The 21,377-nt window shown below is 65.3% G+C and carries 24 protein-coding genes; 18 read left to right on the top strand and 6 right to left on the bottom strand.

Annotated features, from left to right (window positions below):
• Positions 1–159: 159 nt before the first annotated feature.
• The 16 genes from Q7J58_RS18815 (at position 160) to Q7J58_RS18740 (ending at position 14,334) form a co-directional block, all read left to right on the top strand.
• A complete protein-coding gene (locus Q7J58_RS18815; RefSeq protein WP_304831149.1) occupies positions 160–1,092 on the top strand; it encodes a LysR family transcriptional regulator in 933 nt (310 codons plus the stop codon).
• The gene (locus Q7J58_RS18810; RefSeq protein ID WP_304831148.1) at positions 1,089–1,358 is read left to right on the top strand and encodes an EexN family lipoprotein; all 270 of its coding nucleotides are present in this window, start codon (positions 1,089–1,091) and stop codon (positions 1,356–1,358) included. Before Q7J58_RS18815 ends, Q7J58_RS18810 begins: the two co-directional genes overlap by 4 nt.
• A 275-nt stretch (positions 1,359–1,633) precedes the next feature.
• On the top strand, positions 1,634–3,625 hold the full coding sequence (locus Q7J58_RS18805) for a conjugal transfer protein TraG (RefSeq protein WP_304831173.1): 1,992 nt from the start codon (positions 1,634–1,636) through the stop codon (positions 3,623–3,625).
• The gene (locus tag Q7J58_RS18800) at positions 3,622–4,122 is read left to right on the top strand and encodes a CopG family transcriptional regulator (RefSeq protein WP_304831147.1); all 501 of its coding nucleotides are present in this window, start codon (positions 3,622–3,624) and stop codon (positions 4,120–4,122) included. Before Q7J58_RS18805 ends, Q7J58_RS18800 begins: the two co-directional genes overlap by 4 nt.
• Entirely contained in the window at positions 4,119–5,195 is a 1,077-nt protein-coding gene (gene trbB / locus Q7J58_RS18795; protein WP_304831146.1) for a P-type conjugative transfer ATPase TrbB, read from the top strand. Before Q7J58_RS18800 ends, trbB begins: the two co-directional genes overlap by 4 nt.
• On the top strand, positions 5,192–5,608 hold the full coding sequence (locus Q7J58_RS18790; RefSeq protein ID WP_304831145.1) for a TrbC/VirB2 family protein: 417 nt from the start codon (positions 5,192–5,194) through the stop codon (positions 5,606–5,608). The genes trbB and Q7J58_RS18790 overlap by 4 nt, the downstream gene beginning before the upstream one ends.
• A complete protein-coding gene (locus Q7J58_RS18785; RefSeq protein WP_066084106.1) occupies positions 5,605–5,886 on the top strand; it encodes a VirB3 family type IV secretion system protein in 282 nt (93 codons plus the stop codon). The genes Q7J58_RS18790 and Q7J58_RS18785 overlap by 4 nt, the downstream gene beginning before the upstream one ends.
• A 10-nt stretch (positions 5,887–5,896) precedes the next feature.
• Positions 5,897–8,344, top strand: coding sequence for a conjugal transfer protein TrbE (gene trbE / locus Q7J58_RS18780; RefSeq protein ID WP_304831144.1), 2,448 nt, complete (start codon positions 5,897–5,899; stop codon positions 8,342–8,344).
• Positions 8,341–9,114 carry a P-type conjugative transfer protein TrbJ gene (trbJ, locus tag Q7J58_RS18775; RefSeq protein ID WP_304831143.1) on the top strand — a complete coding sequence of 258 codons (774 nt, stop codon included), beginning with the start codon at positions 8,341–8,343 and terminating at the stop codon, positions 9,112–9,114. Before trbE ends, trbJ begins: the two co-directional genes overlap by 4 nt.
• Positions 9,115–9,132: 18 nt before the next feature.
• On the top strand, positions 9,133–10,503 hold the full coding sequence (gene trbL / locus Q7J58_RS18770; RefSeq protein ID WP_304831142.1) for a P-type conjugative transfer protein TrbL: 1,371 nt from the start codon (positions 9,133–9,135) through the stop codon (positions 10,501–10,503).
• A 12-nt stretch (positions 10,504–10,515) separates the two neighbouring features.
• Positions 10,516–11,220 carry a conjugal transfer protein TrbF gene (gene trbF, locus Q7J58_RS18765; protein ID WP_304831141.1) on the top strand — a complete coding sequence of 235 codons (705 nt, stop codon included), beginning with the start codon at positions 10,516–10,518 and terminating at the stop codon, positions 11,218–11,220.
• A complete protein-coding gene (trbG, locus tag Q7J58_RS18760; protein ID WP_304831140.1) occupies positions 11,217–12,230 on the top strand; it encodes a P-type conjugative transfer protein TrbG in 1,014 nt (337 codons plus the stop codon). Before trbF ends, trbG begins: the two co-directional genes overlap by 4 nt.
• A 2-nt stretch (positions 12,231–12,232) precedes the next feature.
• Positions 12,233–13,552: a TrbI/VirB10 family protein gene (locus Q7J58_RS18755; protein WP_304831139.1), complete on the top strand. Its 1,320-nt coding sequence runs from the start codon at positions 12,233–12,235 to the stop codon at positions 13,550–13,552.
• Complete coding sequence (locus tag Q7J58_RS18750; RefSeq protein ID WP_304831138.1) at positions 13,549–13,824, top strand: DUF2274 domain-containing protein; 276 nt, start codon at positions 13,549–13,551, stop codon at positions 13,822–13,824. The genes Q7J58_RS18755 and Q7J58_RS18750 overlap by 4 nt, the downstream gene beginning before the upstream one ends.
• Positions 13,825–13,858: 34 nt before the next feature.
• A complete protein-coding gene (locus Q7J58_RS18745; RefSeq protein ID WP_304831137.1) occupies positions 13,859–14,029 on the top strand; it encodes a hypothetical protein in 171 nt (56 codons plus the stop codon).
• A complete protein-coding gene (locus Q7J58_RS18740; protein ID WP_304831136.1) occupies positions 14,026–14,334 on the top strand; it encodes a helix-turn-helix domain-containing protein in 309 nt (102 codons plus the stop codon). Before Q7J58_RS18745 ends, Q7J58_RS18740 begins: the two co-directional genes overlap by 4 nt.
• Here the strand turns inward: Q7J58_RS18740 and Q7J58_RS18735 are convergent.
• Both Q7J58_RS18735 and Q7J58_RS18730 read right to left on the bottom strand, forming a co-directional pair.
• Positions 14,261–15,487 carry a tyrosine-type recombinase/integrase gene (locus Q7J58_RS18735; protein WP_304831135.1) on the bottom strand — a complete coding sequence of 409 codons (1,227 nt, stop codon included), beginning with the start codon at positions 15,485–15,487 and terminating at the stop codon, positions 14,261–14,263. The two genes, Q7J58_RS18740 and Q7J58_RS18735, sit on opposite strands and share 74 nt — an antisense overlap.
• Before the next feature lie 299 nt (positions 15,488–15,786).
• Entirely contained in the window at positions 15,787–16,308 is a 522-nt protein-coding gene (locus tag Q7J58_RS18730) for an OmpA family protein (RefSeq protein ID WP_304831134.1), read from the bottom strand.
• Positions 16,309–16,410: 102 nt separating this feature from the next.
• On the opposite strand from Q7J58_RS18730, the gene Q7J58_RS18725 reads away from it, so the two are divergent.
• Positions 16,411–17,055: a gamma-glutamylcyclotransferase gene (locus Q7J58_RS18725; protein WP_304831133.1), complete on the top strand. Its 645-nt coding sequence runs from the start codon at positions 16,411–16,413 to the stop codon at positions 17,053–17,055.
• Positions 17,056–17,118: 63 nt separating this feature from the next.
• Positions 17,119–17,754 carry a pyridoxamine 5'-phosphate oxidase gene (pdxH, locus tag Q7J58_RS18720; protein ID WP_304831132.1) on the top strand — a complete coding sequence of 212 codons (636 nt, stop codon included), beginning with the start codon at positions 17,119–17,121 and terminating at the stop codon, positions 17,752–17,754.
• Positions 17,755–17,772: 18 nt separating this feature from the next.
• Here pdxH and folK read toward each other — a convergent pair whose 3' ends face one another.
• Genes folK through hda form a run of 4 tightly spaced genes read right to left on the bottom strand, consistent with a single transcriptional unit; the run spans position 17,773 to position 21,377 of the window.
• The gene (gene folK, locus Q7J58_RS18715) at positions 17,773–18,270 is read right to left on the bottom strand and encodes a 2-amino-4-hydroxy-6-hydroxymethyldihydropteridine diphosphokinase (protein ID WP_304831131.1); all 498 of its coding nucleotides are present in this window, start codon (positions 18,268–18,270) and stop codon (positions 17,773–17,775) included.
• 4 nt (positions 18,271–18,274) lie between these two features.
• Positions 18,275–19,978: a polynucleotide adenylyltransferase PcnB gene (pcnB, locus tag Q7J58_RS18710; protein WP_304831130.1), complete on the bottom strand. Its 1,704-nt coding sequence runs from the start codon at positions 19,976–19,978 to the stop codon at positions 18,275–18,277.
• The gene (locus tag Q7J58_RS18705; RefSeq protein ID WP_304831129.1) at positions 19,975–20,694 is read right to left on the bottom strand and encodes an HAD family hydrolase; all 720 of its coding nucleotides are present in this window, start codon (positions 20,692–20,694) and stop codon (positions 19,975–19,977) included. The genes pcnB and Q7J58_RS18705 overlap by 4 nt, the downstream gene beginning before the upstream one ends.
• On the bottom strand, positions 20,691–21,377 hold the full coding sequence (gene hda / locus Q7J58_RS18700; protein WP_304831172.1) for a DnaA regulatory inactivator Hda: 687 nt from the start codon (positions 21,375–21,377) through the stop codon (positions 20,691–20,693). The genes Q7J58_RS18705 and hda overlap by 4 nt, the downstream gene beginning before the upstream one ends.

The following is a 21,377-nucleotide window of genomic DNA, read 5'->3' as shown; positions in this document are numbered from 1 at the left end:
TGTAGTGCGCTCAGCTTGGCCAAAGGACTCCAAGATCGCGGTCTTCCGCGAGGCTACTGCGTACTCAAACCTGAGGTGTTTGGTGTAGTGCTTTGGTTGGCCACATCACTGTCGGTGCAACTGAAATTTGAGAAAAAATGAAAACAATCAGGGAAAACCATGGAATTGAGGCACCTTCGGTGCTTTTTGGCGGTCGCTCAGGAACTGCACTTCGCTAGAGCCGCTGAGAAGCTTCACATTGAGCAGTCGCCACTTTCGAGGGCGATAAAGGAACTGGAAGGAGAGCTGGGGGTCCGCCTCTTCGACCGCAACACGCGCAGCACGCGTCTGACCCGTGCGGGTCAGGTCTTCATGGATCACGTGCCACGCGTGTTCGCCGCTCTGACCAAGGCGCGTGACAGTGTTCGGGCCGTGTCGGCCGGGTTTCAGGGGCAGTTGCGGATCGCATTGTCCGAAGGTATCTCGCAGGCCCGGCTCACGGCATTGCTATCGTGTTGCCGTGTGGAAGAACCAGATACGGAAATCCGGCTTTACGAGGGTCCACTGTCACAGCAGATCAGAGGCCTCGAAGCCGATTTGTACGACGCTGGGTTCTCCCACTCATCGGAAGTTGGTGAAACGCTGCTAGCCGTATCAGCGTGGAACGACCCGATGGTCGTTGCCGTGCCATCGCGCCACCCGTTGTTGGCCCACAAAAAGCTGCCACTGGATGAAGTGCTGCGCTATCCCTTGGTGCTTTCCGACCCCGAGATGTGCGAGGGATGCAGCCGCCAGGTGGCGCGCGTACTGCGCTCAACGGATCGCGAACCTATCGTGGCCGAACAGGTGGCCAGCCAAGATCTGATGGTGACATTGGTTGCAGCGGGCTACGGTCTGGGCTTCTCAACAGAGGCACACGTTTCGACCTGCGGCCATCCCGAGATCGTCACAAGGCCGCTGGCTGGCCGCACGCCGGTGCTGACCACCTACCTGATCCGCCGCATCGGTGACCCGTCGGAAACCTTGCAACGATTCATGAAAAGAGCCCTTGTCGCTGCGCCAAATCGAGCAACTGACGAAGCGTTGGACACATCACCAGGGAGTAGCACATGAGAAAGCTTCAAAACTTGACTGCGGCGTTGGCGGTCACCTCCGCAGCCTTGCTGCTGTCGTCCTGCGGCAAACCACAGTCAGCTGAAACTGTGGAATCGCTGATGGCCGATCCTGGACGGTTGAAACACTTGCGAGAGCAGTGCAAGACCGACCGCGCCAAGCTGGGCGACGAACTTTGTGACCGCATGGCCGAGGCCACAAAGCGGCGATTTTTCGGGGACGGCAAGGTACCGTACAACCCACCCAAAGAATCACCCAAATTCTGAACGTGCGCTCGTCGCCACACTAGGTGACGCCTATTTTCTACATGGGCGCTGTACTACTTACAGCGCTGCAAGGTGCCATGACACGCGCTAGCACGCTATCACTTGCATTCTTGCAGGCCGAGCTGCGAGCCTGCCGATTTCGGACTTTGACCCACCGATAGCCAGCCTTGATCCTCATGCGTGCGACACACCTTCGTGCCGCACGCACGGCCCCCGCGTGACGGGCCACTGGATCGGAGGTCAAGGTGCAGGCTCAGGGCGCAAGCCACCAGGGGATTCTCTACGGGCAGATCGCGGTGGTGCTCGGCGTCGTCGTGGTTGGCGTGTGGGGCGCGACCCAGTGGACAGCCGCTGCGCTGGGTCACCAGGCACGCCTTGGGGCGCCATGGTTCGAAGCCCTCGGCTCGCCGGTGTACCACCCCTGGCGCCTGTTCGAGTGGTGGTTCGTCTTCGATGCCTACGCACCGGATGTCTTCGACATGGGTGGTGCGATTGCGGGTGGCAGTGGCATCGCCTCGGTGGGCGTGGCGGTGGGAATGTCAGTATGGCGTTCTCGGCAGTCGCGGCTGGTCACCACCTACGGCACGGCACGCTGGGCCACGGCTGACGATGTTCGCCAAGCGGGCCTGAATCGGCCATCCGGCGTCTTCCTCGGCCGGCATGGTGAGCGGTACCTGCGCCACGACGGCCCAGAGCACGTACTTGCGTTTGCGCCCACCCGCTCGGGCAAGGGCGTGGGTCTGGTTGTACCCACGCTGCTTTCGTGGCCCGGTTCAGCCGTCATCCATGACATCAAGGGCGAAAACTGGCAGCTGACGGCCGGCTGGCGCGCATGCTTCTCGCACTGCCTGCTGTTCAACCCCACCGATGCGCGCTCAGCCGCCTACAACCCGTTGCTGGAGGTGCGGCGCGGCGTACATGAAGTGCGCGACGTGCAGAACATCGCCGACATCCTTGTGGACCCAGAAGGCGCGCTGGAGCGGCGCAACCACTGGGAGAAAACGTCGCACGCCCTGCTGGTCGGCGCCATCCTGCACGTGCTCTATGCGGGCGAGGATAAGACGCTGCGCGGCGTGGCCAACTTTCTCTCCGATCCAGCCTGCCCTTTCGAGGTGACGCTGCACCGGATGATGACAACACCGCATCTGGCAAGCGAGCAAGGCGGTGGCGCGCACCTCGTGGTCGCCTCGGCCGCCCGCGAGGTGCTCAACAAGAGCGAAAACGAACGCTCGGGTGTGCTGTCCACGGCCATGAGCTTCCTGGGCCTGTACCGCGACCCGACTGTGGCGGAGGTGACCTCGCGTTGCGACTGGCGCATCGCCGATCTGATCTCGACCGAGCACCCGGTGTCGCTGTACCTGGTGGTGCCGCCTTCGGACATCAGCCGCACCAAACCGCTGATCCGGTTGATCCTGAATCAAGTGGGGCGGCGCCTGACCGAGTCGCTCGATGGCTCGGACGGCATCGCACGGCGGCACAAGCTGCTCCTGATGCTGGATGAATTCCCGGCGTTGGGTCGGCTAGATTTCTTCGAAACCGCCCTAGCATTCATGGCGGGCTACGGCATCCGCAGCTTCCTGATCGCGCAGAGCTTGAACCAGATCGACAAGGCCTACGGCCAGAACCATTCGATCCTGGACAACTGCCATGTGCGCGTGACCTTCGCCACCAACGACGAGCGCACAGCCAAACGCATCAGCGAGACCCTGGGCACTGCTACCGAGCTGCGTGCCCAGCGCAACTACGCCGGCCACCGGTTGGCGCCGTGGCTGGGGCACCTGATGGTCTCGCGGCAGGAGACGGCGCGCCCGCTGCTGACGCCTGGCGAGGTGATGCAGCTGCCGCCGGACGAAGCGGTGGTGATGGTCTCCAGCGTGCCACCGGTCAAGGCCCGCAAGCTGCGCTACTACGCCGACGCGAACTTCAAGCGCCGCGTGTTGCCACCGCCCGTCCTGACTGCCGGCCCCTACCCCGATGCGCCACCTGCGCGGGCGGACGACTGGGGCGATCTGGCTGTACCGGCTTCGCCCGCTGCATCGAACCCTGCCTTCATGGCCGGCATGGATGCCGACGAAGGCGGTCCCCGCCTGCAGCCAGAGCTGACGGAGATTGCGATACACAACCCCGCGATCGACGCACTGACCAATGCCCTGGCGCTGATCGATGACGACGACGCGCCCCTGCCCCTTCCCCGCCAGCTCGATCCGGCCATGCAACGCGCAGTGCGCCTGGCCGCACTCGACCCCGACGATGGAATCACGCTATGAGTCAGTACCGCCTGAATCTGTTCATTCCGCCTGAGCACGCGCGACGCCTCGAAGAAGTAGCGGCCAAGAAGGGGGTGTCCAAGTCGTCCATCGTCGCGGCGGCACTGGCCTCGTGGCTGTCGCCGGATTCGGGCGACCAGCGCGAGGCGGCCATCGCCAAGCGACTGGACCGGCTCTCGCGCCAGTTCGAGCGGCTGGAGCGCGACCAGAACATCGAGATCGAGACGCTGGCACTGTTCATCCGGTACTACCTCACGGTGAGCACGCCGGTGCCCGAGGGGCACCAGGAGGCGGCCCGTGCGCAAGGCAAGGCCCGCTTCGAGCAATTCGTCGAGCAACTGGGCCGCCACCTGCTGCGCGGCCGCAGTCTGGTGCGCAATGTGATTGAGGAGCTTCACCCGCAGGAACAGGGCCTGAACCGGCAACTGGACGAAGCGGCAGGCATGGCCGAGGACCCGATGGATTCCGGGCAAGCCGACGAAGGGCCGACGGCATGACGGCCCCACCACCCAGCACCGAAAGAACCACGCTCGACCGCCGTGTCCGCATGCTGCGCACGGCCATGGGGCCGATGATCGCGGCCGCGCTGGAAGACGCGGACGTGGTGGAGGTGCTGCTCAACCCCGATGGGTCCCTATGGCTGGACCGGCTCTCCACCGGACGGGCACCGACGGGCGTGACCTTGTCGGCTGCCGATGGCGAACGGATCATTCGCCTGGTGGCGGCCCATGTCGGTGCCGAGGTGCACCGGGGCCAGCCGCTGCTGACGGCCGAGCTGCCCGAAACGGGCGAGCGCTTCGAAGGGGTTCTGCCCCCTGCTGCGCCAGGCCCGGCGTTCGCGCTGCGCAAGCGCGCCGTGGGCGTGATCCCGCTCGACCGCTACGTGGCCGACGGGATGATGACGGCGGAGCAGGCCGGTTTCCTGTGCCAGGCCGTGCACGCGCGGCAGAACATCCTGATCGCTGGCGGCACCAGCACCGGCAAGACCACGCTGGCCAACGCGCTGCTGGCCGAGATCGCCACCACGGGCGACCGGGTGCTGGTGCTCGAAGACACCATCGAACTGCAGTGCTCCGCGCGGGACCACGTGCCGCTGCGCACGCGCGCAGGCGCCGTGTCCATGGCCGAGCTGGTGCGCGCCACGATGCGGCTCCGGCCCGACCGCGTGGTGGTAGGTGAAGTGCGTGGCGGCGAGGCACTCGACCTGGTCAAGGTCTGGGGCACCGGCCACCCCGGCGGCGTCGCCACCATCCACGCGGGGTCGGCGCTTGGCGCGCTGCTGCGGCTGGAGCAGTTGATCCTGGAGGTGGCGGTGAACCCGCCGCGTGCGCTGATCGCCGAAGCGGTCAACGTGGTGATCTACATCGCCGGTCGCGGCCGCAAGCGCCACATCGAAGCGATTGCCCGTGTCACCGGACACGACAGCACGGGCTACCACCTGATAGCGATGAACGGCGCGCTGGATACGCCCTTCCCTCAGCTGCCAGCGCCGCAGCCACTTGCGCCCTCTCCCTCCCCGCCTCCTGCGGCGGATTCCCCTTCCTCAACCCTGCCTGGAGAACTTCCATGAACCCTTCGCTTTCCCTGCGCGCCTTTGCCGATCTGCTGGCCCAATCATTCTCTCGATGGATCCCGTCCGCCGGCGTGGCCGGCCTGAAGCGCATCCACCGGCTTATCCAGCCCGCCCGCCAGGGTCTGCTCACCGCCGTCGTCATGCTGAGCCTGGCGGGCACGGCCAAGGCGGCCGGGTCCAGCATGCCCTGGGAAGGACCGCTGCAATCCATCCTGGACTCGATCCAGGGCCCTGTGGCACGCATCGTGGCGGTGATCATCATCATCGCCACCGGCCTGGCACTGGCCTTTGGTGACACCTCGGGGGGCTTTCGCAAGCTGATCCAGATCGTCTTCGGCCTGTCGATCGCTTTTGCGGCCTCGTCCTTCTTCCTGAGCTTCTTCAGCTTCTCCGGTGGTGCCCTGGTATGAGCGGCGCTGCCGAGCAGGCCAGCCTCGCCAGCGGCTTCGAGATCCCGCTGCACCGGTCGCTGACCGAGCCCATCCTGATGGGCGGCGCACCGCGCACGGTGGCCATCGCCAACGGAACGCTGGCGGCCGCCGTGGGCCTGGGCCTGCAGCTGTGGATTCCAGGCATCGTGCTGTGGATCGTCGGCCACTCGCTGGCGGTCTGGGGCGCTCGGCTCGATCCGCAGTTCATGGCGGTGTTTGCGCGGCACATCAAGCACAAGCCGCTACTGGACGTGTGAGGAAGACACCATGCTCAACCTCACCGAGTACCGGCAACGCCCTGCCCTGCTGGCCGACTGGCTGCCCTGGGCCGGGTTGGTGGCGCCCGGGGTGGTGCTGAACAAGGACGGTTCGTTCCAGCGCACCGCACGCTTTCGAGGGCCGGACCTGGACAGTGCCACGCAGGGCGAACTGGTAGCCACCACCGCGCGCCTGAACAACGCGCTGCGCCGCCTGGGTTCTGGCTGGGCGCTGTACGTGGACGCTGAGCGCAGGTCGGCCGCCGACTACCCGCGCTCGGACTTCCCAGAGGCCCTGTCGTGGCTGGTGGACGAAGAGCGGCGCGCTGCCTTCGAGGAATCGGCCAGCCACTTCGAGAGCCGCTACCACCTCACGCTGCAGTACCTGCCACCCGAAGAGTCGCGCGCACGGGCCGCTGGCCTTCTCTACGAAAACCGGGCCAGCACGGGTGTGGACTGGCGCGAGCGGCTCGGTGCCTTCATCGCCGAGACCGACCGGGTGTTCGACCTGCTCGACGGTGTGATGCCCGAGATCGCCTGGCTGCAGGACGCCGACACGCTGAGCTACCTGCACGCCACTGTGTCGCCGCGCCCCTACCCGGTGGCCGTGCCCGAGGTGCCATTCCACCTCGATGCGCTGCTGGCCGATGCCCCGCTGCTGGGCGGTCTGGCGCCGATGCTGGGGGATGAGCACCTGCGCGTGACCACGGTGCGGGGGTTTCCCACGTCCACCTGGCCCGGCGTGCTGGACGATCTGAACCGGCTCGGCTTTGCCTACCGCTGGTCCACGCGCTTTCTGTGCATGGACAAGGCCGAAGCCGAGAAGGAACTGGGCCGCCTGCGCCGTCAGTGGTTCGCCAAGCGCAAGAACGTGATCGCCCTGCTGCGCGAGACGCTGTTCCAGCAAGAGTCGCCTCTGGTGGACACCGACGCGGGCAACAAGGCCGCCGACGCCGATGCGGCCCTGCAGGAACTGGGCAGCGACCAGGTGGCCTTCGGCTACGTGACCGCCACGCTGACCGTGCTCGATGGCGACGCGACCACCGCCGACGAAAAGCTGCGCATGGCCGAGCGCGTGATCCAGGGCCGCGGCTTCGTCACCATCCCCGAGACGCTGAACGCCGTGGAAGCCTGGCTGTCGTCGATCCCGGGCAATGCGTATGCCAACGTGCGCCAGCCCATCGTCTCGACGCTGAACCTCGCGCACCTGATGCCGGTTTCTGCCGTGTGGGCCGGGCCTGAGCGCAACCGGCACCTGGACGGCCCGCCACTGGTCGTGACCCGCACCGAGGGCTCGACGCCCTTCCGGCTGGTGACCCACGTGGGCGACGTCGGTCACACGCTGGTGGTCGGCCCGACGGGCATGGGCAAGTCGGTGCTGCTGGCCTTGCTGGCCCTGCAGTTCCGGCGCTATCCCGGCTCACGCATCTTCGCGTTCGACATGGGCCGATCGATGCGCGCCACCGTGCTGGGCCTGGGCGGCGAGCACTACGACCTGGGCCACGACGGCGACATCGCGTTCCAGCCACTGGCCGGCATCGACCAGGAGGGCTACCGCAGTTGGGCCGCCGAGTGGGTCGAAGGCCAGCTGGTGCACGAGGGCGCGGCCCTGGGGCCCGACGAGAAGGCGGCGATCTGGTCCGCGCTGGGCAGCCTGGCCGGCGCGCCGCGCGAGCAGCGCACGCTCACCGGTCTGTCTGTGCTGCTGCAGTCCAACGCGCTGCGCCAGGCGCTCGCGCCCTACGTGCTGGGCGGCGCCCACGGCAAGCTGCTGGACGCCGACCACGACCGGCTGGGCGCGGCCGACGTGCAGTGCTTCGAGATGGAGGAGCTGATGGGTAGCCGCGCGGCGGTGATGGCCGTGTTGGGCTACCTGTTCGCACGCTTCGATGCGCGTTTCGACGGTGCGCCCACCCTGCTGATGCTGGACGAATCCTGGCTGTTCCTGGACGACCCGGTGTTCGCGGCGCGCATTCGCCAGTGGCTCAAGACGCTGCGCAAAAAGAACGTGTCGGTGCTGTTTGCCACACAGAGCCTGGCCGACATCCAGGGTTCGAGCATCGCGCCGGCCATTGTGGAGAGCTGCGCGAGCCGCATCTTCCTGCCCAACCCGCAGGCCACCGAGCCGCAGGTGCGCTCAATCTACGAGGCCTTCGGCCTGAACCGGCGACAAATCGAGATTGTGGCCACCGCCGTGCCCAAGCGCGACTACTACTACCAGTCGCGGCTGGGCAATCGCCTGTTCGACCTGGACCTGCGCGCCGTGGCCCTGGCCTTTGCCGGCGCCTCCTCGCCGCAGGACCAGCGGCTGATCGACGAGGTGCTGGCCACCTGCCCGCCAGAGGGTTTCGCCCCGGCCTGGCTGCGCCACCGTGGCCTGGACTGGGCCGCCGATCTCTTTCACCGCTACCCCCATCACCACCCCGGGCATGCCCGACCTTCAGGAGAAACACCATGAGCCTTCGTGCACCGCTTCGCTCTTTCAAACCCCGCCTCGTCGCGCTGGCCACCGCTGCCGCGCTGACCCTGGGCGCCACGCAACCCGCGCACGCACTGTTCGGCGTGGGTGACATCGTGCTGGACCCGGTCAACCTGGTGCAGAACACCATGACGGCCGCGCGCACGCTGGAGCAGATCAACAACCAGATCCGCCAGTTGCAGAACGAGGCGCAGATGCTGATCAACCAGGCACGCAACCTGGCGAGTCTTCCGTTCAACGTGGTCAACCGCCTCCGTTCGACGCTGGACACGACCCGGCAACTGATCGCTCAGGCCCAGGGCCTGGCCTACCAAGTGTCGCACCTCAACACCGAGTTCGCCCGGCTCTACCCCGAGCAGTACGCCGCCACCGTGAGCGGCAATCAGATGTTCCAGGACGCGCACCAGCGCTGGAAGAACACGCTCAACGGCCTGCAGACCGCCATGCAGATGCAGGCCCAGGTGTCGCAGAACCTGAGCCTGGACGAAGGCGTGCTGGCCGACCTGGTGAGCCAGAGCCAGTCGGCCACCGGCGCGCTGCAGGCCATGCAGGCGACCAACCAGTTGCTGGCCTTGCAGGCCAAGCAGTCCATCCAGTCGCAGCAGCTGATGCTGACGCAGGACCGCGCCGCCTCGCTGGAGCTGGCCCGGCAGGCTGCGGCCATCGAGCGCGGCCGTGAGGTGACGCGCCGCTTCATCGGCAGCGGCACGAGCTACACGCCACAAGGCGTGAGCTTCTACGGCCACTGAGCCACCGGAGGCCCTGCCATGGACGACGTCGCCGTCATCGACCGCTTCCTAAACACCTTCTCCACCTACATCGACTCGGGCTTCGGGTTGCTGAACGGCGAGGTCGCCTTCCTCACCGCCACGCTGGTGGCCATCGACATGACCCTGGCTGGACTGTTCTGGGCCATGGGGCACGCCACCGGCCAGGGCGAGGACGTGATGGCGAAGCTGATCCGCAAGGTGCTTTACGTGGGCGCCTTCGCCTACATCATCGGCAACTTCAACAGCCTGTCGGGCATCCTGTTCCGCTCGTTCGCCGGGCTGGGCCTGCAGGCCAGCGGGTCGGGCATGAGCCTGGCCACTTTCCTGCAGCCCGGTCACCTGGCCAAGGCGGGCATCGATGCGGCGGCGCCCATCCTGCAGCAGATCAGCGACCTCTCCGGGTTTCCGGAGGTGTTCATCAACATCGCACCCATCGTGGTGCTGTTCCTGGCCTGGCTCACGGTCATCGTGAGCTTCTTCGTGCTGTCCGTGCAGCTCTTCGTGACGCTGATCGAGTTCAAGCTCACCACGCTGGCGGGCTTCGTGCTGGTGCCCTTTGCCTTGTGGAACAAGACCACCTTCCTCGCCGAGAAGGTGCTGGGCAACGTGGTGTCCTCGGGCATCAAGGTGCTGGTGCTCGCGGTGATCGTGGGTATCGGCACAGGTCTGTTCTCGCAGTTCCAGACCACACCGGCCGAGCCCTCCATCGACCACGCTTTGGTGGTGATGCTGGCCTCGCTGTCCCTGCTCGGGCTGGGCATCTTCGGACCCGGCATCGCGACCGGCCTGGTGTCCGGCGCTCCGCAACTCGGTGCGGGCGCAGCGGCCGGCACGGCGCTGGGCGCCACCGGCCTGGCGGTTGCGGGAGGCGCTGCCGTGGCCGGTGCTGGTGCGGCGGTGGCCGCCGGTGCACGCATGGCGCCTAGCGCGGCACGCGTTGCCATTAGCGGTAGTGCATCGGCGGCCCGATCAGCCAGCGGCCTTGCGGCGGGTGCGAGTTCGGCCTACGAGTCCGGCGCTGCCGCGTCCTCGGGCGGGCCGCTGCGCGCCGCTGGCGCGGGCGTGGCCAACGTGGCTCGTACAGGAGCCAGCGCAGTGGGTCAGAAGCTGGCCGACGGCGCCCAGGCCGTGAAAGACAAGGTGTCGGGTTTCGTGGCCGAGGCCGCTGCGCCCGTTGCGGGATCGGGCCCCGAATCGGCCATGTCGAACGCAACCACCTCAACACCCGCGAATGAGCCCGCCTGGGCGCAGCGCATGCGCCGGCGCCAGCAGATCGGCCATGCCGCCACGACGGCGGCACACACCCTGCGCGGCGGCGACGGCGGTGGCTCGGGCAGCGGTCCCAGCCTTCGAGATTCGGATTCCTGAGGAGAACCCCGCATGCGATTCAAACGACCGCAGGTGCGCTATGCCGACACGCCGCCGCCTGCCACCCCCTACCAATCGGCCGCACAGGCCTGGGACGAGCGCATCGGCTCGGCCCGTGTGCAGGCCCGCAATTGGCGATTCATGGCCTTCGGTTGCCTGTCGCTGGCCCTGCTGATGGCCGGCGGCCTGGTCTGGCGCTCGGCGCAGTCCATCGTCACGCCCTACGTGGTCGAGGTGGACCAGGCCGGCCAGGTGCGAACCGTCGGAGAAGCCGCCTCACCCTACCGCCCCGGCGATGCGCAGATCGCGCACCACTTGGCTCGCTTCGTGACGCTGGTGCGTTCGCTGTCCATCGATCCCATCGTGGTGCGGCAGAACTGGCTGGACGCCTACGACTACACGACCGATCGCGGGGCCGCTGTGCTCAACGAGTACGCCCGCACCAACGATCCATTCGTGCGGGTGGGCAAAGAATCGGTGACGGTGCAGATCACCAGCGTGGTCCGCGCCAGCGACGCCTCGTTCAACGTGCGCTGGACCGAACAGCGCTACGTCAGCGGCGCACCGGCCGGCACCGAGCGGTGGACCGCCGTGGTCTCCACCGTGTTGCAGACGCCACGCACCGAGCAGCGCCTGCGCAAGAACCCCCTGGGCATCTACGTCAACGGCCTGTCCTGGAGCCGCGAGCTGGATGCGAACGAAGGAACCAAGCCATGAAAACCCAGAATATCAATGCGCGCCACATTGTGGTCTCCCTTGCCCTTGCGGCCACCCTGGCAGGGTGCGCATCGCAGGGCGTGCCGCCGCCCGTGATCCCGCTGGATGAGCCGGTGATGGCTCAGCCGCTGCCCGAGCCACCCAAGCCCGTGGAAGTGGTCGCCGTGCCGCAGGTGCTGCCGATGCCCGCCCAGATGAAGCCGTTGCCAGAAGCGCTGGACAAGCCGACGGCACCCGAACCGGCCGACGAGCGATTGCGGGTGTCGCGCGCCAACGCGGAAGCCCGGGTGGCGCCCACGCGAGAAGGCTACGTCAACGCCATCCAAGTCTGGCCCTACACCGACGGAGCGCTGTACCAAGTCTATGCCGCGCCAGGCCGCGTGACGGTGATCTCGTTGCAGTCGGGCGAAGAGCTGGTGACTGTCGCAGCCGGCGACACGGTGCGCTGGGTCGTGGGCGACACGTCCAGCGGCTCGGGCGATGCGCTGCGCGTAAACGTGCTGGTCAAGCCGGTGCGCACGGGTCTGAAGACCAACCTGGTCATCACCACCAACCGGCGCACCTACCTGATCGAGCTGACCTCTACCGAAAAGACCTGGATGGCATCGGTGTCCTGGGACTACCCCAAGGACCACATGCTGGCCTTGCATCGGCAGGCCCAGGCGGCGCAGACCGCCGCCCCGGTGGATGCGGGACTGTCGCTGGAGCGCATCCGCTTCCGCTACGCGATCAGCGGCAGCACGCCGCCCTGGAGGCCGCTGCGGGCCTTTGACGATGGCGAGAAGGTCTACATCCAGTTCCCGACTGGCATCGCGCAAGGCGATTTGCCACCGCTGTTCGTCATCGGTGCACAAGGTGATGGCCAGTTGGTGAACTACCGCTTTCGGTCGCCCTACTACATCGTCGATCGCCTGTTCGGCGCGGCCGAGTTGCGACTGGGCGCCGACAAGGGCGACGTGGTCCGCGTCGAGCGCACGGACGGTGTGCCGCCCACCGCTCGGAAGGACTGAGCATGGCCACGAACGACTCCACCGCATCGGTTGCCAGCAGCCGCCCCGCAGCAGCCAAGGTATCGCCCGAGTCGGTTGCCTTGCGAGCGCAGCCGCAACCGGTGACCCGCCTGAATCGCCGCAGCCTCGCGCTGATGGCGGGCTTGCTGGCCTTGGGTGTGCTGGGAGCGACGGTGTGGTCGCTGCAACCGAAGGCTCGCCGCGAGGCGAACGATCCCGCTGAGCTGTTCAACGTGGATCGGGTGTCGCGGTCCGAAGGCCTGGGAAAGTTGCCCGCCGACTACTCAAAACTCCCGCCTCCGCTACCAGCGGCCGTACCCGAACTCGGGCCACCCCTGCCCGGTGATCTGGGCCCTGCCATCGTCAAGTCGCAACAGCCGGTGGTGCCGAGCTATTCACCACCGGGACACGACCCTGCTGCGTCGGAGCGCGATGCCCGGCGCAAGGAAGCCGAGCAGGCAGCGGCAGCGTCGGTGTTCTTTCGCAGTGGAGGGCAGCGCTCTGCCGCTGCTTCACCAACCGGTGCAGCGCCTGGTACTGCCGGCGCGACGTCGAGCAGTCTGGCGGGCTTCGACCCGATGGCGGCTGGCCCGACGTCCACACCAGCGCAGGCTGGCAGTGCCGACGCCACGACTGCACAAAACCGACAAGACCAAAAAGAGTCTTTCCAGAAATCCGGTTCCACGGAAACCCGCAATTCCGGATCTCTGCAACTGCCCGCCTCACCGTACCAGGTGATGGCTGGCACGGTGATCGCCGGGGCCTTGGTCACCGGTATCCAGTCCGACCTGCCCGGAGACGTGATCGCCACCGTCACCGAACCGGTCTACGACACCGCCACTGGCAAGCATCTGCTGATCCCGCAGGGATCCCGCATCCTCGGCCGCTACAACAGCCAGGTGAGTTACGGCCAGAGCCGTGTGCAAGTGGTGTGGAATCGGGTCATCCTGCCCGACACGTCGTCACTGACACTGGACAACTTGGTCGGCTCGGACCCGGCTGGCCGAGTCGGACTCGAAGACGGTGTTGACTGGCACTGGGATCGAGTGTTCGCAGGAGCCGCGCTGACTTCGCTGCTGGGCATCGGCGCCGAGCTGGCCGCGCCAGAGAACCGGCAGGACGGTAACCGCATCGTGATCGCCGGTCGCGACAGCCTGCAGGACAACGTGAACCAAACCGGCCAGGAGGTGACCCGCCGCAACCTGAACATCCAGCCGACGTTGACCGCGCGACCGGGGTTACCCATGCGCGTCATCGTGAATCGCGACCTAGTCCTGCGCCCCTACCAGCCGCTGTTTTTCGTCCGAGGGGTGCCGCGATGAGCACAAACCGTCAACTTCGCTTGGGGCCACTGCCCAAGACCGAAAGCGTCAAGCTCACCTTCTCGTGCTCTGTCACCCTGAAGGCTGAACTGGATCGCTATGCCGCACTGCACGCGCAGACCTATGGCGAGGCGGTCGATGCGGCGACGCTGATCCCGCACATGCTGGAGGCCTTCATGGCCAGGGACCGTGGATTCAGGCGAGTGCATGCCAAACGCAAGACTCCATTGGCGTCGGCCAAGTCGTCCGATGTTGTCGAGGCAATGGAGTGACTGAACCCCTTGGCAGTCATGTCGGGAGGACTCCATGTGTAATTTAGACCCGTGGGGGCTGATCAAGCCTTTCGCCGAAGTCACCGGTTACGGCGAAAACGATGTGCACCAAAAAATCGAAGATAGGCCTTGGGTGGACAACAGCTATGTAACTCTCGATGTGCGCGAGAGCCACGAGCACCATCAGAACGGCGGCGCAACATGACCGCCGAGACGATCAACGCCGAACAGTGTGCCGAACTCCTGCACTGCACCGAGCAGCGAATAGAGGAACTGACCCGAAGCGGCGAGCTACCGGGGATGAAATTCGGTCGCGGCTGGATCTACGTGAAAGCCGATCTGCTGGCCTACATCGCCGAGCGCGCCCGGAAAGAGGCTGAAGAGCGGCGCCAGAACCTCAACGCAAGAAAGTCGGTCCCGCGCCTGGACATGCCGGTCAGGCCACGGCGGCAGACGCCGCCCCCGCTTCCTGTGCCGGCCAAAGCCTTTGCGCAAGGTCCACGCCCCTGAAGCTGGCATAGCGCTGGGCCATCACCGAGCCCGGCTTCCATCCCATGATCCTGTTCAGTTCCTCCAGACGGAACATGTCGCGCCCGTCGTTGTCTTTCAACTCCAGCCATCGGCATGTCGCTTCGTGTCTCAGATCGTGTTCATGAAGGCCAACGATGTCCATGTACTCGAAAGCGATCCTGAAACGGAATGACAGCCGTTGACTGGTACGCACCAAGCCCTTTTTCCCTTCCTCGATCCCTTCTTCGTGGAGGAACGGGAAGATGTGCGCATCGGGTTCGAACGGCGGCCGCGATGCAAAGTACGAGGACAGCGCCTGATGCACTTCCGGGCGCATCGGGACATCCCGATAAGAAATCTTCCCACGCCACTGCTTGGTCTCCCTGGCATGGATCACCTTGTTCTGCATGTCGATCTGGCCTCTGGTCAGGGTGTACGCCTCCCTAAGCCGCAGTCCCGTGTTCAAGATCAGCAGGTACAAGGTCAGTAGCGCATCGCCGCCCTTGAGTTCGAGGCCGCGCGAGCGATCCGGTCGCTCATAGCCCGACAGCACCGCCACGATCTTCTCGTGCTCCCCTGGCAACAGGCGCCTGTCGCGCGCCACGTTCACCTTCACCTTACCTCCCTTGGCTTTCGCCATCTGGGCATCGACGTCGGTATAAGTCGAGTAGCCCTTGGGCAGCAGCTTCACCGGGTTGCTGATCTTGACGTTCACGTTGTGCCGCAGGTACTCGTCAATGGCCCGGCTCAGCGCCTGAATACGATGCTTGATGGATGAAGGGGATAGGTTCTTCTCCACCTTCAGGGATCGGAGATAACTGGTCAGCCACTTGTAGCTGGCGTCGGAGAGGCGCACTGAACCTACCTCACGCGTCAGCGTCGAGAGCGTGAGAATTTGCGAAGGCGCCGCGAAGCCACTGTCCGACCACTCACCAAGAATGCGCACCAAGCGCACACTGTCGCCGGGGGAGGTGGGGGCGGTTAGTTCTGCCGGCGGCGGGATGTCCGCGTGCTTCATCAGCTTCCACTGCTGCCCGTAGGCAATGGCCTCGACCTCGGTGTCGAAGGTGAAGTACTTGCGCCCGCTCGGAAGCGATGGGTGCCTCAGCCCGATTTCCCACTTCCCGGATGGCTTCAGTCTGGGTTTTGCCATGCCGCATCTCCATCGTGTCAACGAGATGGATCATCGCATGATCTGATCGAGTTTCAGCCGCCATTTTGTGGCGTCTGCGGGTGCTTTTGAGGCGTCTCTCAGCCTCCATGGAATCAACAAGTTATTGATTTATATGGAATTTAAAAATGAAGACAAACACAACGATCAGCTACAAGATCGAATTGATACAACGTGCCGACACCCAAACCGGGCAGGGCCTGCGCTGAACTGCCCAAACCACCCCAACCTCACAAAAAACCCGGCAGTGCCGGGTTTTTTGTGGATTGAAACGGCGCGGATCAGTCCGCAATGGTCACGTCCACGCGGCGCGCTTCGGCTTTGCTGTCCACGTTGTCCGGCATGGCTTGGGGCTTCATGATCTCCAGGTGACGCTCGGCAACACCAGCCCCCACCAGCACACCGCGGACCGAAAGCGCGCGTTGCCTGGCCAGTTCAGCGTTCATGGCTGGGTTGCCCGTGGCATCGTGAAAGCCCGAAAGTACCAGTCGCTTGCCCTCTTTGGCCGCTGCGATGGCCTCACCCAATGCATCCAGAGCCCCCGAAGCGAGATCGGCTTGACCAGAAGCGAAATAAAACTTCACCACACCGTTGTCGACCACCACACTGGCATCTTCGGCCAAGACCGCCGGCTCCACGGCAACCGCTTGCACAGCGGGCACACCGACCACAGATGCAGGTGGAACCACGCTGCGGGCTTTGTAAATACCCACACCCAGCGTCAAGCCGATAGCCAGCAAAATCGCAGCGATCAAAACCACCACCGCCATCCGAATATCCTGGTCATTGTTCTGAAAAGACATGGGCGACACTCCGTGAAAAAATAACCCCCAAACCCCTTTTCATGGGGAAACCCATCAGCCCCATACGTGCAAATGACCAACGAACCCTATTTCGGATTCTAAATGGCCCTCTCTTACCACCGCGCTGACCGCGCACGGCCCACACCACAAGCCCCGACCACCTGGGACCCCACTCAGCGCGACGGCGCTCGCATGATGAACACGGCCTTGGCGCAATGGCGCGCCCAAGGCCCGCAACCCGACCTGTGGGTGTTTGCCTACGCCTCGCTGGTGTGGCGCCCAGAGTTTGAGGCAGCCGAGCAACGGCTGGCGCGCGTGCATGGGCACCACCGTTGCCTGCACATGTGGAGCCGGGTCAACCGCGGCACGCCCGAACGGCCCGGCTTGGTGTTCGCCTTGGTGCCGGGCGGCAGCTGCCATGGACTGGTGCTGCGTGTGCCACACCACCAAGTTGAAGCTGTGATGCCCAAGCTGTGGGCACGTGAAATGCCCAACCCGGTGTACGACCCCAAATGGCTGCACTGCCAAACAGCGCAAGGCCCGGTACAAGCCTTGGCGTTCACCCTCTCGCGCCGCAGCCCCAGTTACACCGGCGTACTGGAAGCCGACCACTACCGCGACATTTTTCAACACGCCGTGGGGCGCTACGGCAGCACCCTGGACTACGCACGGCAGACATTGGCGGGCCTGCAACGGCACGGCATTGAAGATCCTGCGCTGCGCGCCCTGCTCAAGCTGGCAGACTGAACCTGCCCACCAACAATTTCACCGACACAAGATCCGGCACGGGTGCACGCCTATACTGAAAATATGAACATTGCAGACCTTCGAAAAAGCTACGAAAAAGCCGAACTCAGCGAATCGGCGTCGCACACCGATCCGCTGCAACAGTTTGCGAAATGGCTGCAAGAAGCCATCAGCAGCGAAGTGCCCGAACCCAACGCCATGACCGTGGCCACTGTGGGCTCCGACCTGCGCCCCAGCACCCGCGTGGTGCTGATCAAGGGGTATGACGAGCGCGGCATCGTCTGGTACACCAACTACGCCAGCCGCAAAGGCCAGCAGCTGGCTGGCAACCCCCATGCTGCACTGCAATTCCATTGGGTGGAGCTGGAGCGGGTGGTGCGCATTGAAGGCACGGTTGAAAAAGTGAGCGACGCAGAGAGCGACGCCTACTTTCACAGCCGCCCGCTGGACAGCCGCATCGGCGCCTGGGCCAGCCCGCAAAGCGAGGTCATTTCCGGCCGCACCGTGCTGGTGACCAACGCGGCCCGGTACGGCGCGCAGTTCATGCTGCAGCCACCACGCCCACCCCATTGGGGCGGCTACCGGCTCAAGCCCGAGCGATGGGAATTTTGGCAAGGCCGCAAAAGCCGCCTGCACGACCGGCTGCGCTACACCGCCCAGACCGACGGCGGCTGGTTGCGCGAACGCCTCGCGCCCTGAACCTACCCCTGGGAATCCTCAGGGCAGCATCTCGATGGCCTGATCGGCAACCGCTTGCAGCTGCGCCGCGCTGACGCACTGCGGTGCAATTTCAGCCAGCGGCACCAGCACAAAGGCACGCGACCCCATGCGGGGATGGGGCAGGGTGAGCGCGAAGGAGTCGATGCGGGCACTGCCGTAGTGCAGCAAGTCCAGGTCCAGCGTGCGCGGTGCGTTGCGGTAGGGGCGTTCGCGGCCAGCCCCGTTTTCAATCGCCTGCAGCGCGGCCAGCAAGCTTGGTGCGCCGAGCGTGGTCACCACTTCGGCCACCGCATTGATGTAATCGGGCCCAGTGGAATCAACCGGCGCGGTGCGGTACAGGCTGGAACTGCGCACCCGCTGCACACCGGGCACTTGGCTCAGCGCCACCAGCGCGGCACGCACGGTGTGCGCGGCATCACCCAAGTTGGCGCCCAACGCCACAAAGGCTGTGACAGGGTCGCGGCCTTGAGGTTGTGAGCCGACGGAGTCGTACACCGGTTCAGTCGGCAGCAGGGCTTTCGCCGCCCTGCCCACCTTCACCGGTGGGTTTGCGCCGGCGGCGGCGGCGCTTTTTGGCCGGGGCCGACTCGGTTTCACTGTCGATTGAAAACGCACTGCCAAAGCCCACACTGGCCTGCGGCTTGTCTTCGTCCGGAGCGCCCTCATGGCCTTCGCCGTCTTGGGCTTTTGCACGCAAGCGGGGATCGGGTGCCTGCGCAACCGCAGGCTCAACCACGGCTGCACTGGCGCTGGCCTGGGCTGGGTGATCGGCATCGGTGCGTTTCACGCGGCGGGCTTTGCCCGGTCCGGGCTTGGCCAGGCTTTCACGGCGCTGGGCGTCCACCATGTCGTCACGCACTTCGTCGGAAGCGTGCTGGAAAGTTTCCCACCAGTGGGCCAGCTCTTCTTCCACCTCGCCCACCTGGGCGCGCAGGCGCAAGAAGTCGAAACCGGCGCGAAAGCGGGCCTGGTCCACCAGGCTGAAGGGCGAGGTGCCCACGCGCTTGTCAAACCGCGGCTGCATCATCCAGATTTCGCGCATGTCGGCACCGAGCTTGCCGCGGCCCGACACATCGCCAATACGGGCATCAAACGCTTCGTCCACCGCCTCTTGCAGCGCGGCAAACGGTGGCGGTGGACGCTGGCCCGGCCGTGCGTTCAGGCGCTGGCTCCAGCCCTTGCGCACGTCGGCCCACAGCACACAGGCCAGCAAAAAGCTGGGCGCCACGGGCTTGCCTTCGCCCACGCGGCGGTCCGTATCTTGCAGGGCCAGCTTCACAAACGGTTCGTCGGCGCGCTGCACCACCACGTCGAGCAGCGGGTAGATGCCGGTGTTGAGGCCCACCGCCTTCAGTTGCTCCACGCTGGCCAGCGCGTGGCCGGTTTGCAGCAGCTTGAGCATTTCGTCAAACAGGCGGCTTTGCGGCACATCGGCCAGCAGGTTGCGCGACGAGGCCAGTGGCTCCAGCGTCTTGGCGTCAAATTTGAAGCCCAGGCCGCTGAGCTTGGCGGCAAAGCGCACGGCGCGGATGATGCGCACCGGGTCTTCGCGGTAGCGCGTGGCGGCGTCGCCGATCATGCGCAGGGTGAGCTTCTTGGCGTCCCGAATACCGTGGTGGAAATCGACCACCACCTGCGACTCCGGGTCGTAGTACATGGCGTTGATGGAGAAGTCGCGGCGCGCCGCGTCGTGCTCAATGGGGCCCCAGACGTTGTCGCGCAACACGCGTCCGCTGGCGTCCACCGCGTGTTTCATGTTGGACAACTCACCCTTGCTGGTGCGCTCGTTGCCACTGACCTGCTCGGCATCGGCGCTGTCGAGGTAGGCGCGAAAGGTCGAGACTTCGATCATTTCATGCTCGCGGCCCCGGCCGTAAATCACATGCACGATGCGAAAGCGCCGCCCGATGATGAAGGCCCGGCGAAACAGGCCCTTGACCTGTTCGGGCGTGGCGCTGGTGGCCACGTCAAAGTCTTTGGGCCGCAGACCCAGCAACAGGTCGCGCACCGCGCCGCCGACGATGTAAGCCTCGAAACCGGCTTGCTTGAGGGTGTGCACCACATCGAGCGCGCGCTGGTCCACCAGATTGCGGTCAATACCGTGCACCGACGCCGGTACGTCTTCGCGCTTGCCAAATGGGCTGGCCTTGCGGCTGGAGGCGCTGGATTTGCCCAGCAGTTTGTCGATGAATTTTTTGATCATTCGAATAGATTCAATATGCGCCAGCCCCGCTCGGTGGCGATGGCTTGGAGCCGGGCGTCCGGGTTGGTGGCCACGGGCTCGTGCACTTTTTCCAGCAGCGGCAGGTCGTTGATGGAATCGCTGTAGAAGGTGCTGTGCTCAACGCTGGACCAGTTCAGGCCCCGCGCGGACAGCCATTGTTCCACACGCGCGACCTTGCCCTCTCGAAACGAGGGTGTGCCACGGATGGCGCCGGTGGGATTGCCCTGGGCATCGTGCTCCAGATCAATGGCGATCAGCTCGTCCACACCAAAGGCTTTGGCAATGGGTCGGGTCACGAATTCGTTGGTGGCGGTGACGATCACCACCTCGTCGCCTGCGGCCTGGTGGGCCCTCACCAGGTCCAGCGCCGACTCGCGCAGGGCGGGCAAGATCACCTCTTGCATGAAGCGGTGGTGGGCCACCTGGGCTTGCTGGCGACCATGCTCGCGCAAGGCACCGGTGGCAAAGCGCACGTACTCGGCAATGTCCAGCGTGCCGGCTTTGTAGTGGGCGTAAAAGCTGTCGTTGGCGCGGGTGAAGCTGTCGGCATCGCGCCAGCCCAGCCCCACGGTGAACTGACCCCAGGCGTAATCCGAATCCAGCGGGATCAGCGTGTGGTCCAGGTCAAACAGGGCCAGTCGAACGCGCTGAGCAGCAAGGGGGGTGGCGGCCAGGGCCTCGGTGTGTAGGTTCATTCGTTTTCAAGCATCGATTTGATCAACGGGATGGTGATGGCCCGCTGGGTGCGCAAGGCGTAGGCGTCCAACTGGTCCAGCAACAGCATGAGGCTGGAGAGGTCGCGGGAAAACCGGGTCAGCATGAAGTCCATCACCTCGTCGCCCAGAAACACGCCACGTTCGTCGGCAGCCCGGCGCAACACCGTGCGCCGCTCGACCTCGCCCAGGGCATGCACATGGAACACATGGCCCCAGCCCAGGCGGGTGCGCAGGTCTTCGCGCAACGGCAGGTCGGCCGGTGGTCGGTCGGCCACGGCCAACACCCAGCGGGCGGGGCCGTACGCCGGGTTCTGGGCATTGATGAACCAGTTGAAAGCGGCCGCCTGCTGCTCGGTCGTGTACAGGTGGCAATCGTCCAGCAACACCGCGTCCCAGTGGTCGTCGTATTCGCCGGGGTGCAGGCGAGAGGCGTCGATCCAGCCCACACGGCTGCCTTGCTCGCGCAACAGTTCTCGCACGGCGTTCAACAGGTGTGTTTTGCCGCAACCACTCTCACCCCACAGAAAAGTGGGCACGGAGGAGCGCAACGGGTTGTCGGCCCACAGACGCAAATGCTCCAGCGCAGCCTCGTTGCCTTCGGACGCAAAGTTGGCCAGGGTCGGTATGGGCGCCAGGCCAATGTCCAACGCCATCTGCTTCAT

This window comes from Hydrogenophaga sp., from assembly GCF_030656115.1.
GTDB lineage: Bacteria > Pseudomonadota > Gammaproteobacteria > Burkholderiales > Burkholderiaceae_C > Hydrogenophaga.
Note: the sequence above shows the minus strand (reverse complement) of the source record. Positions and strands in the feature narration are given on the sequence as shown.

Excerpts from the sequence above, each read along its gene's own strand:
- trbB (WP_304831146.1), top strand. The coding sequence starts at position 4,119 with ATGACGGCCCCACCACCCAGCACCGAAAGAACCACGCTCGACCGCCGT.
- Q7J58_RS18735 (WP_304831135.1), bottom strand. The coding sequence starts at position 15,487 with ATGGCAAAACCCAGACTGAAGCCATCCGGGAAGTGGGAAATCGGGCTG.
- trbL (WP_304831142.1), top strand. The coding sequence starts at position 9,133 with ATGGACGACGTCGCCGTCATCGACCGCTTCCTAAACACCTTCTCCACC.
- hda (WP_304831172.1), bottom strand. The coding sequence starts at position 21,377 with ATGAAGCAGATGGCGTTGGACATTGGCCTGGCGCCCATACCGACCCTG.
- Q7J58_RS18730 (WP_304831134.1), bottom strand. The coding sequence starts at position 16,308 with ATGTCTTTTCAGAACAATGACCAGGATATTCGGATGGCGGTGGTGGTT.
- trbJ (WP_304831143.1), top strand. The coding sequence starts at position 8,341 with ATGAGCCTTCGTGCACCGCTTCGCTCTTTCAAACCCCGCCTCGTCGCG.
- Q7J58_RS18725 (WP_304831133.1), top strand. The coding sequence starts at position 16,411 with ATGGCCCTCTCTTACCACCGCGCTGACCGCGCACGGCCCACACCACAA.
- trbG (WP_304831140.1), top strand. The coding sequence starts at position 11,217 with ATGAAAACCCAGAATATCAATGCGCGCCACATTGTGGTCTCCCTTGCC.
- Q7J58_RS18750 (WP_304831138.1), top strand. The coding sequence starts at position 13,549 with ATGAGCACAAACCGTCAACTTCGCTTGGGGCCACTGCCCAAGACCGAA.
- pdxH (WP_304831132.1), top strand. The coding sequence starts at position 17,119 with ATGAACATTGCAGACCTTCGAAAAAGCTACGAAAAAGCCGAACTCAGC.
- Q7J58_RS18745 (WP_304831137.1), top strand. The coding sequence starts at position 13,859 with ATGTGTAATTTAGACCCGTGGGGGCTGATCAAGCCTTTCGCCGAAGTC.
- pcnB (WP_304831130.1), bottom strand. The coding sequence starts at position 19,978 with ATGATCAAAAAATTCATCGACAAACTGCTGGGCAAATCCAGCGCCTCC.
- Q7J58_RS18755 (WP_304831139.1), top strand. The coding sequence starts at position 12,233 with ATGGCCACGAACGACTCCACCGCATCGGTTGCCAGCAGCCGCCCCGCA.
- Q7J58_RS18810 (WP_304831148.1), top strand. The coding sequence starts at position 1,089 with ATGAGAAAGCTTCAAAACTTGACTGCGGCGTTGGCGGTCACCTCCGCA.
- Q7J58_RS18790 (WP_304831145.1), top strand. The coding sequence starts at position 5,192 with ATGAACCCTTCGCTTTCCCTGCGCGCCTTTGCCGATCTGCTGGCCCAA.
- Q7J58_RS18705 (WP_304831129.1), bottom strand. The coding sequence starts at position 20,694 with ATGAACCTACACACCGAGGCCCTGGCCGCCACCCCCCTTGCTGCTCAG.
- trbE (WP_304831144.1), top strand. The coding sequence starts at position 5,897 with ATGCTCAACCTCACCGAGTACCGGCAACGCCCTGCCCTGCTGGCCGAC.
- Q7J58_RS18740 (WP_304831136.1), top strand. The coding sequence starts at position 14,026 with ATGACCGCCGAGACGATCAACGCCGAACAGTGTGCCGAACTCCTGCAC.
- Q7J58_RS18800 (WP_304831147.1), top strand. The coding sequence starts at position 3,622 with ATGAGTCAGTACCGCCTGAATCTGTTCATTCCGCCTGAGCACGCGCGA.
- Q7J58_RS18785 (WP_066084106.1), top strand. The coding sequence starts at position 5,605 with ATGAGCGGCGCTGCCGAGCAGGCCAGCCTCGCCAGCGGCTTCGAGATC.
- Q7J58_RS18815 (WP_304831149.1), top strand. The coding sequence starts at position 160 with ATGGAATTGAGGCACCTTCGGTGCTTTTTGGCGGTCGCTCAGGAACTG.
- trbF (WP_304831141.1), top strand. The coding sequence starts at position 10,516 with ATGCGATTCAAACGACCGCAGGTGCGCTATGCCGACACGCCGCCGCCT.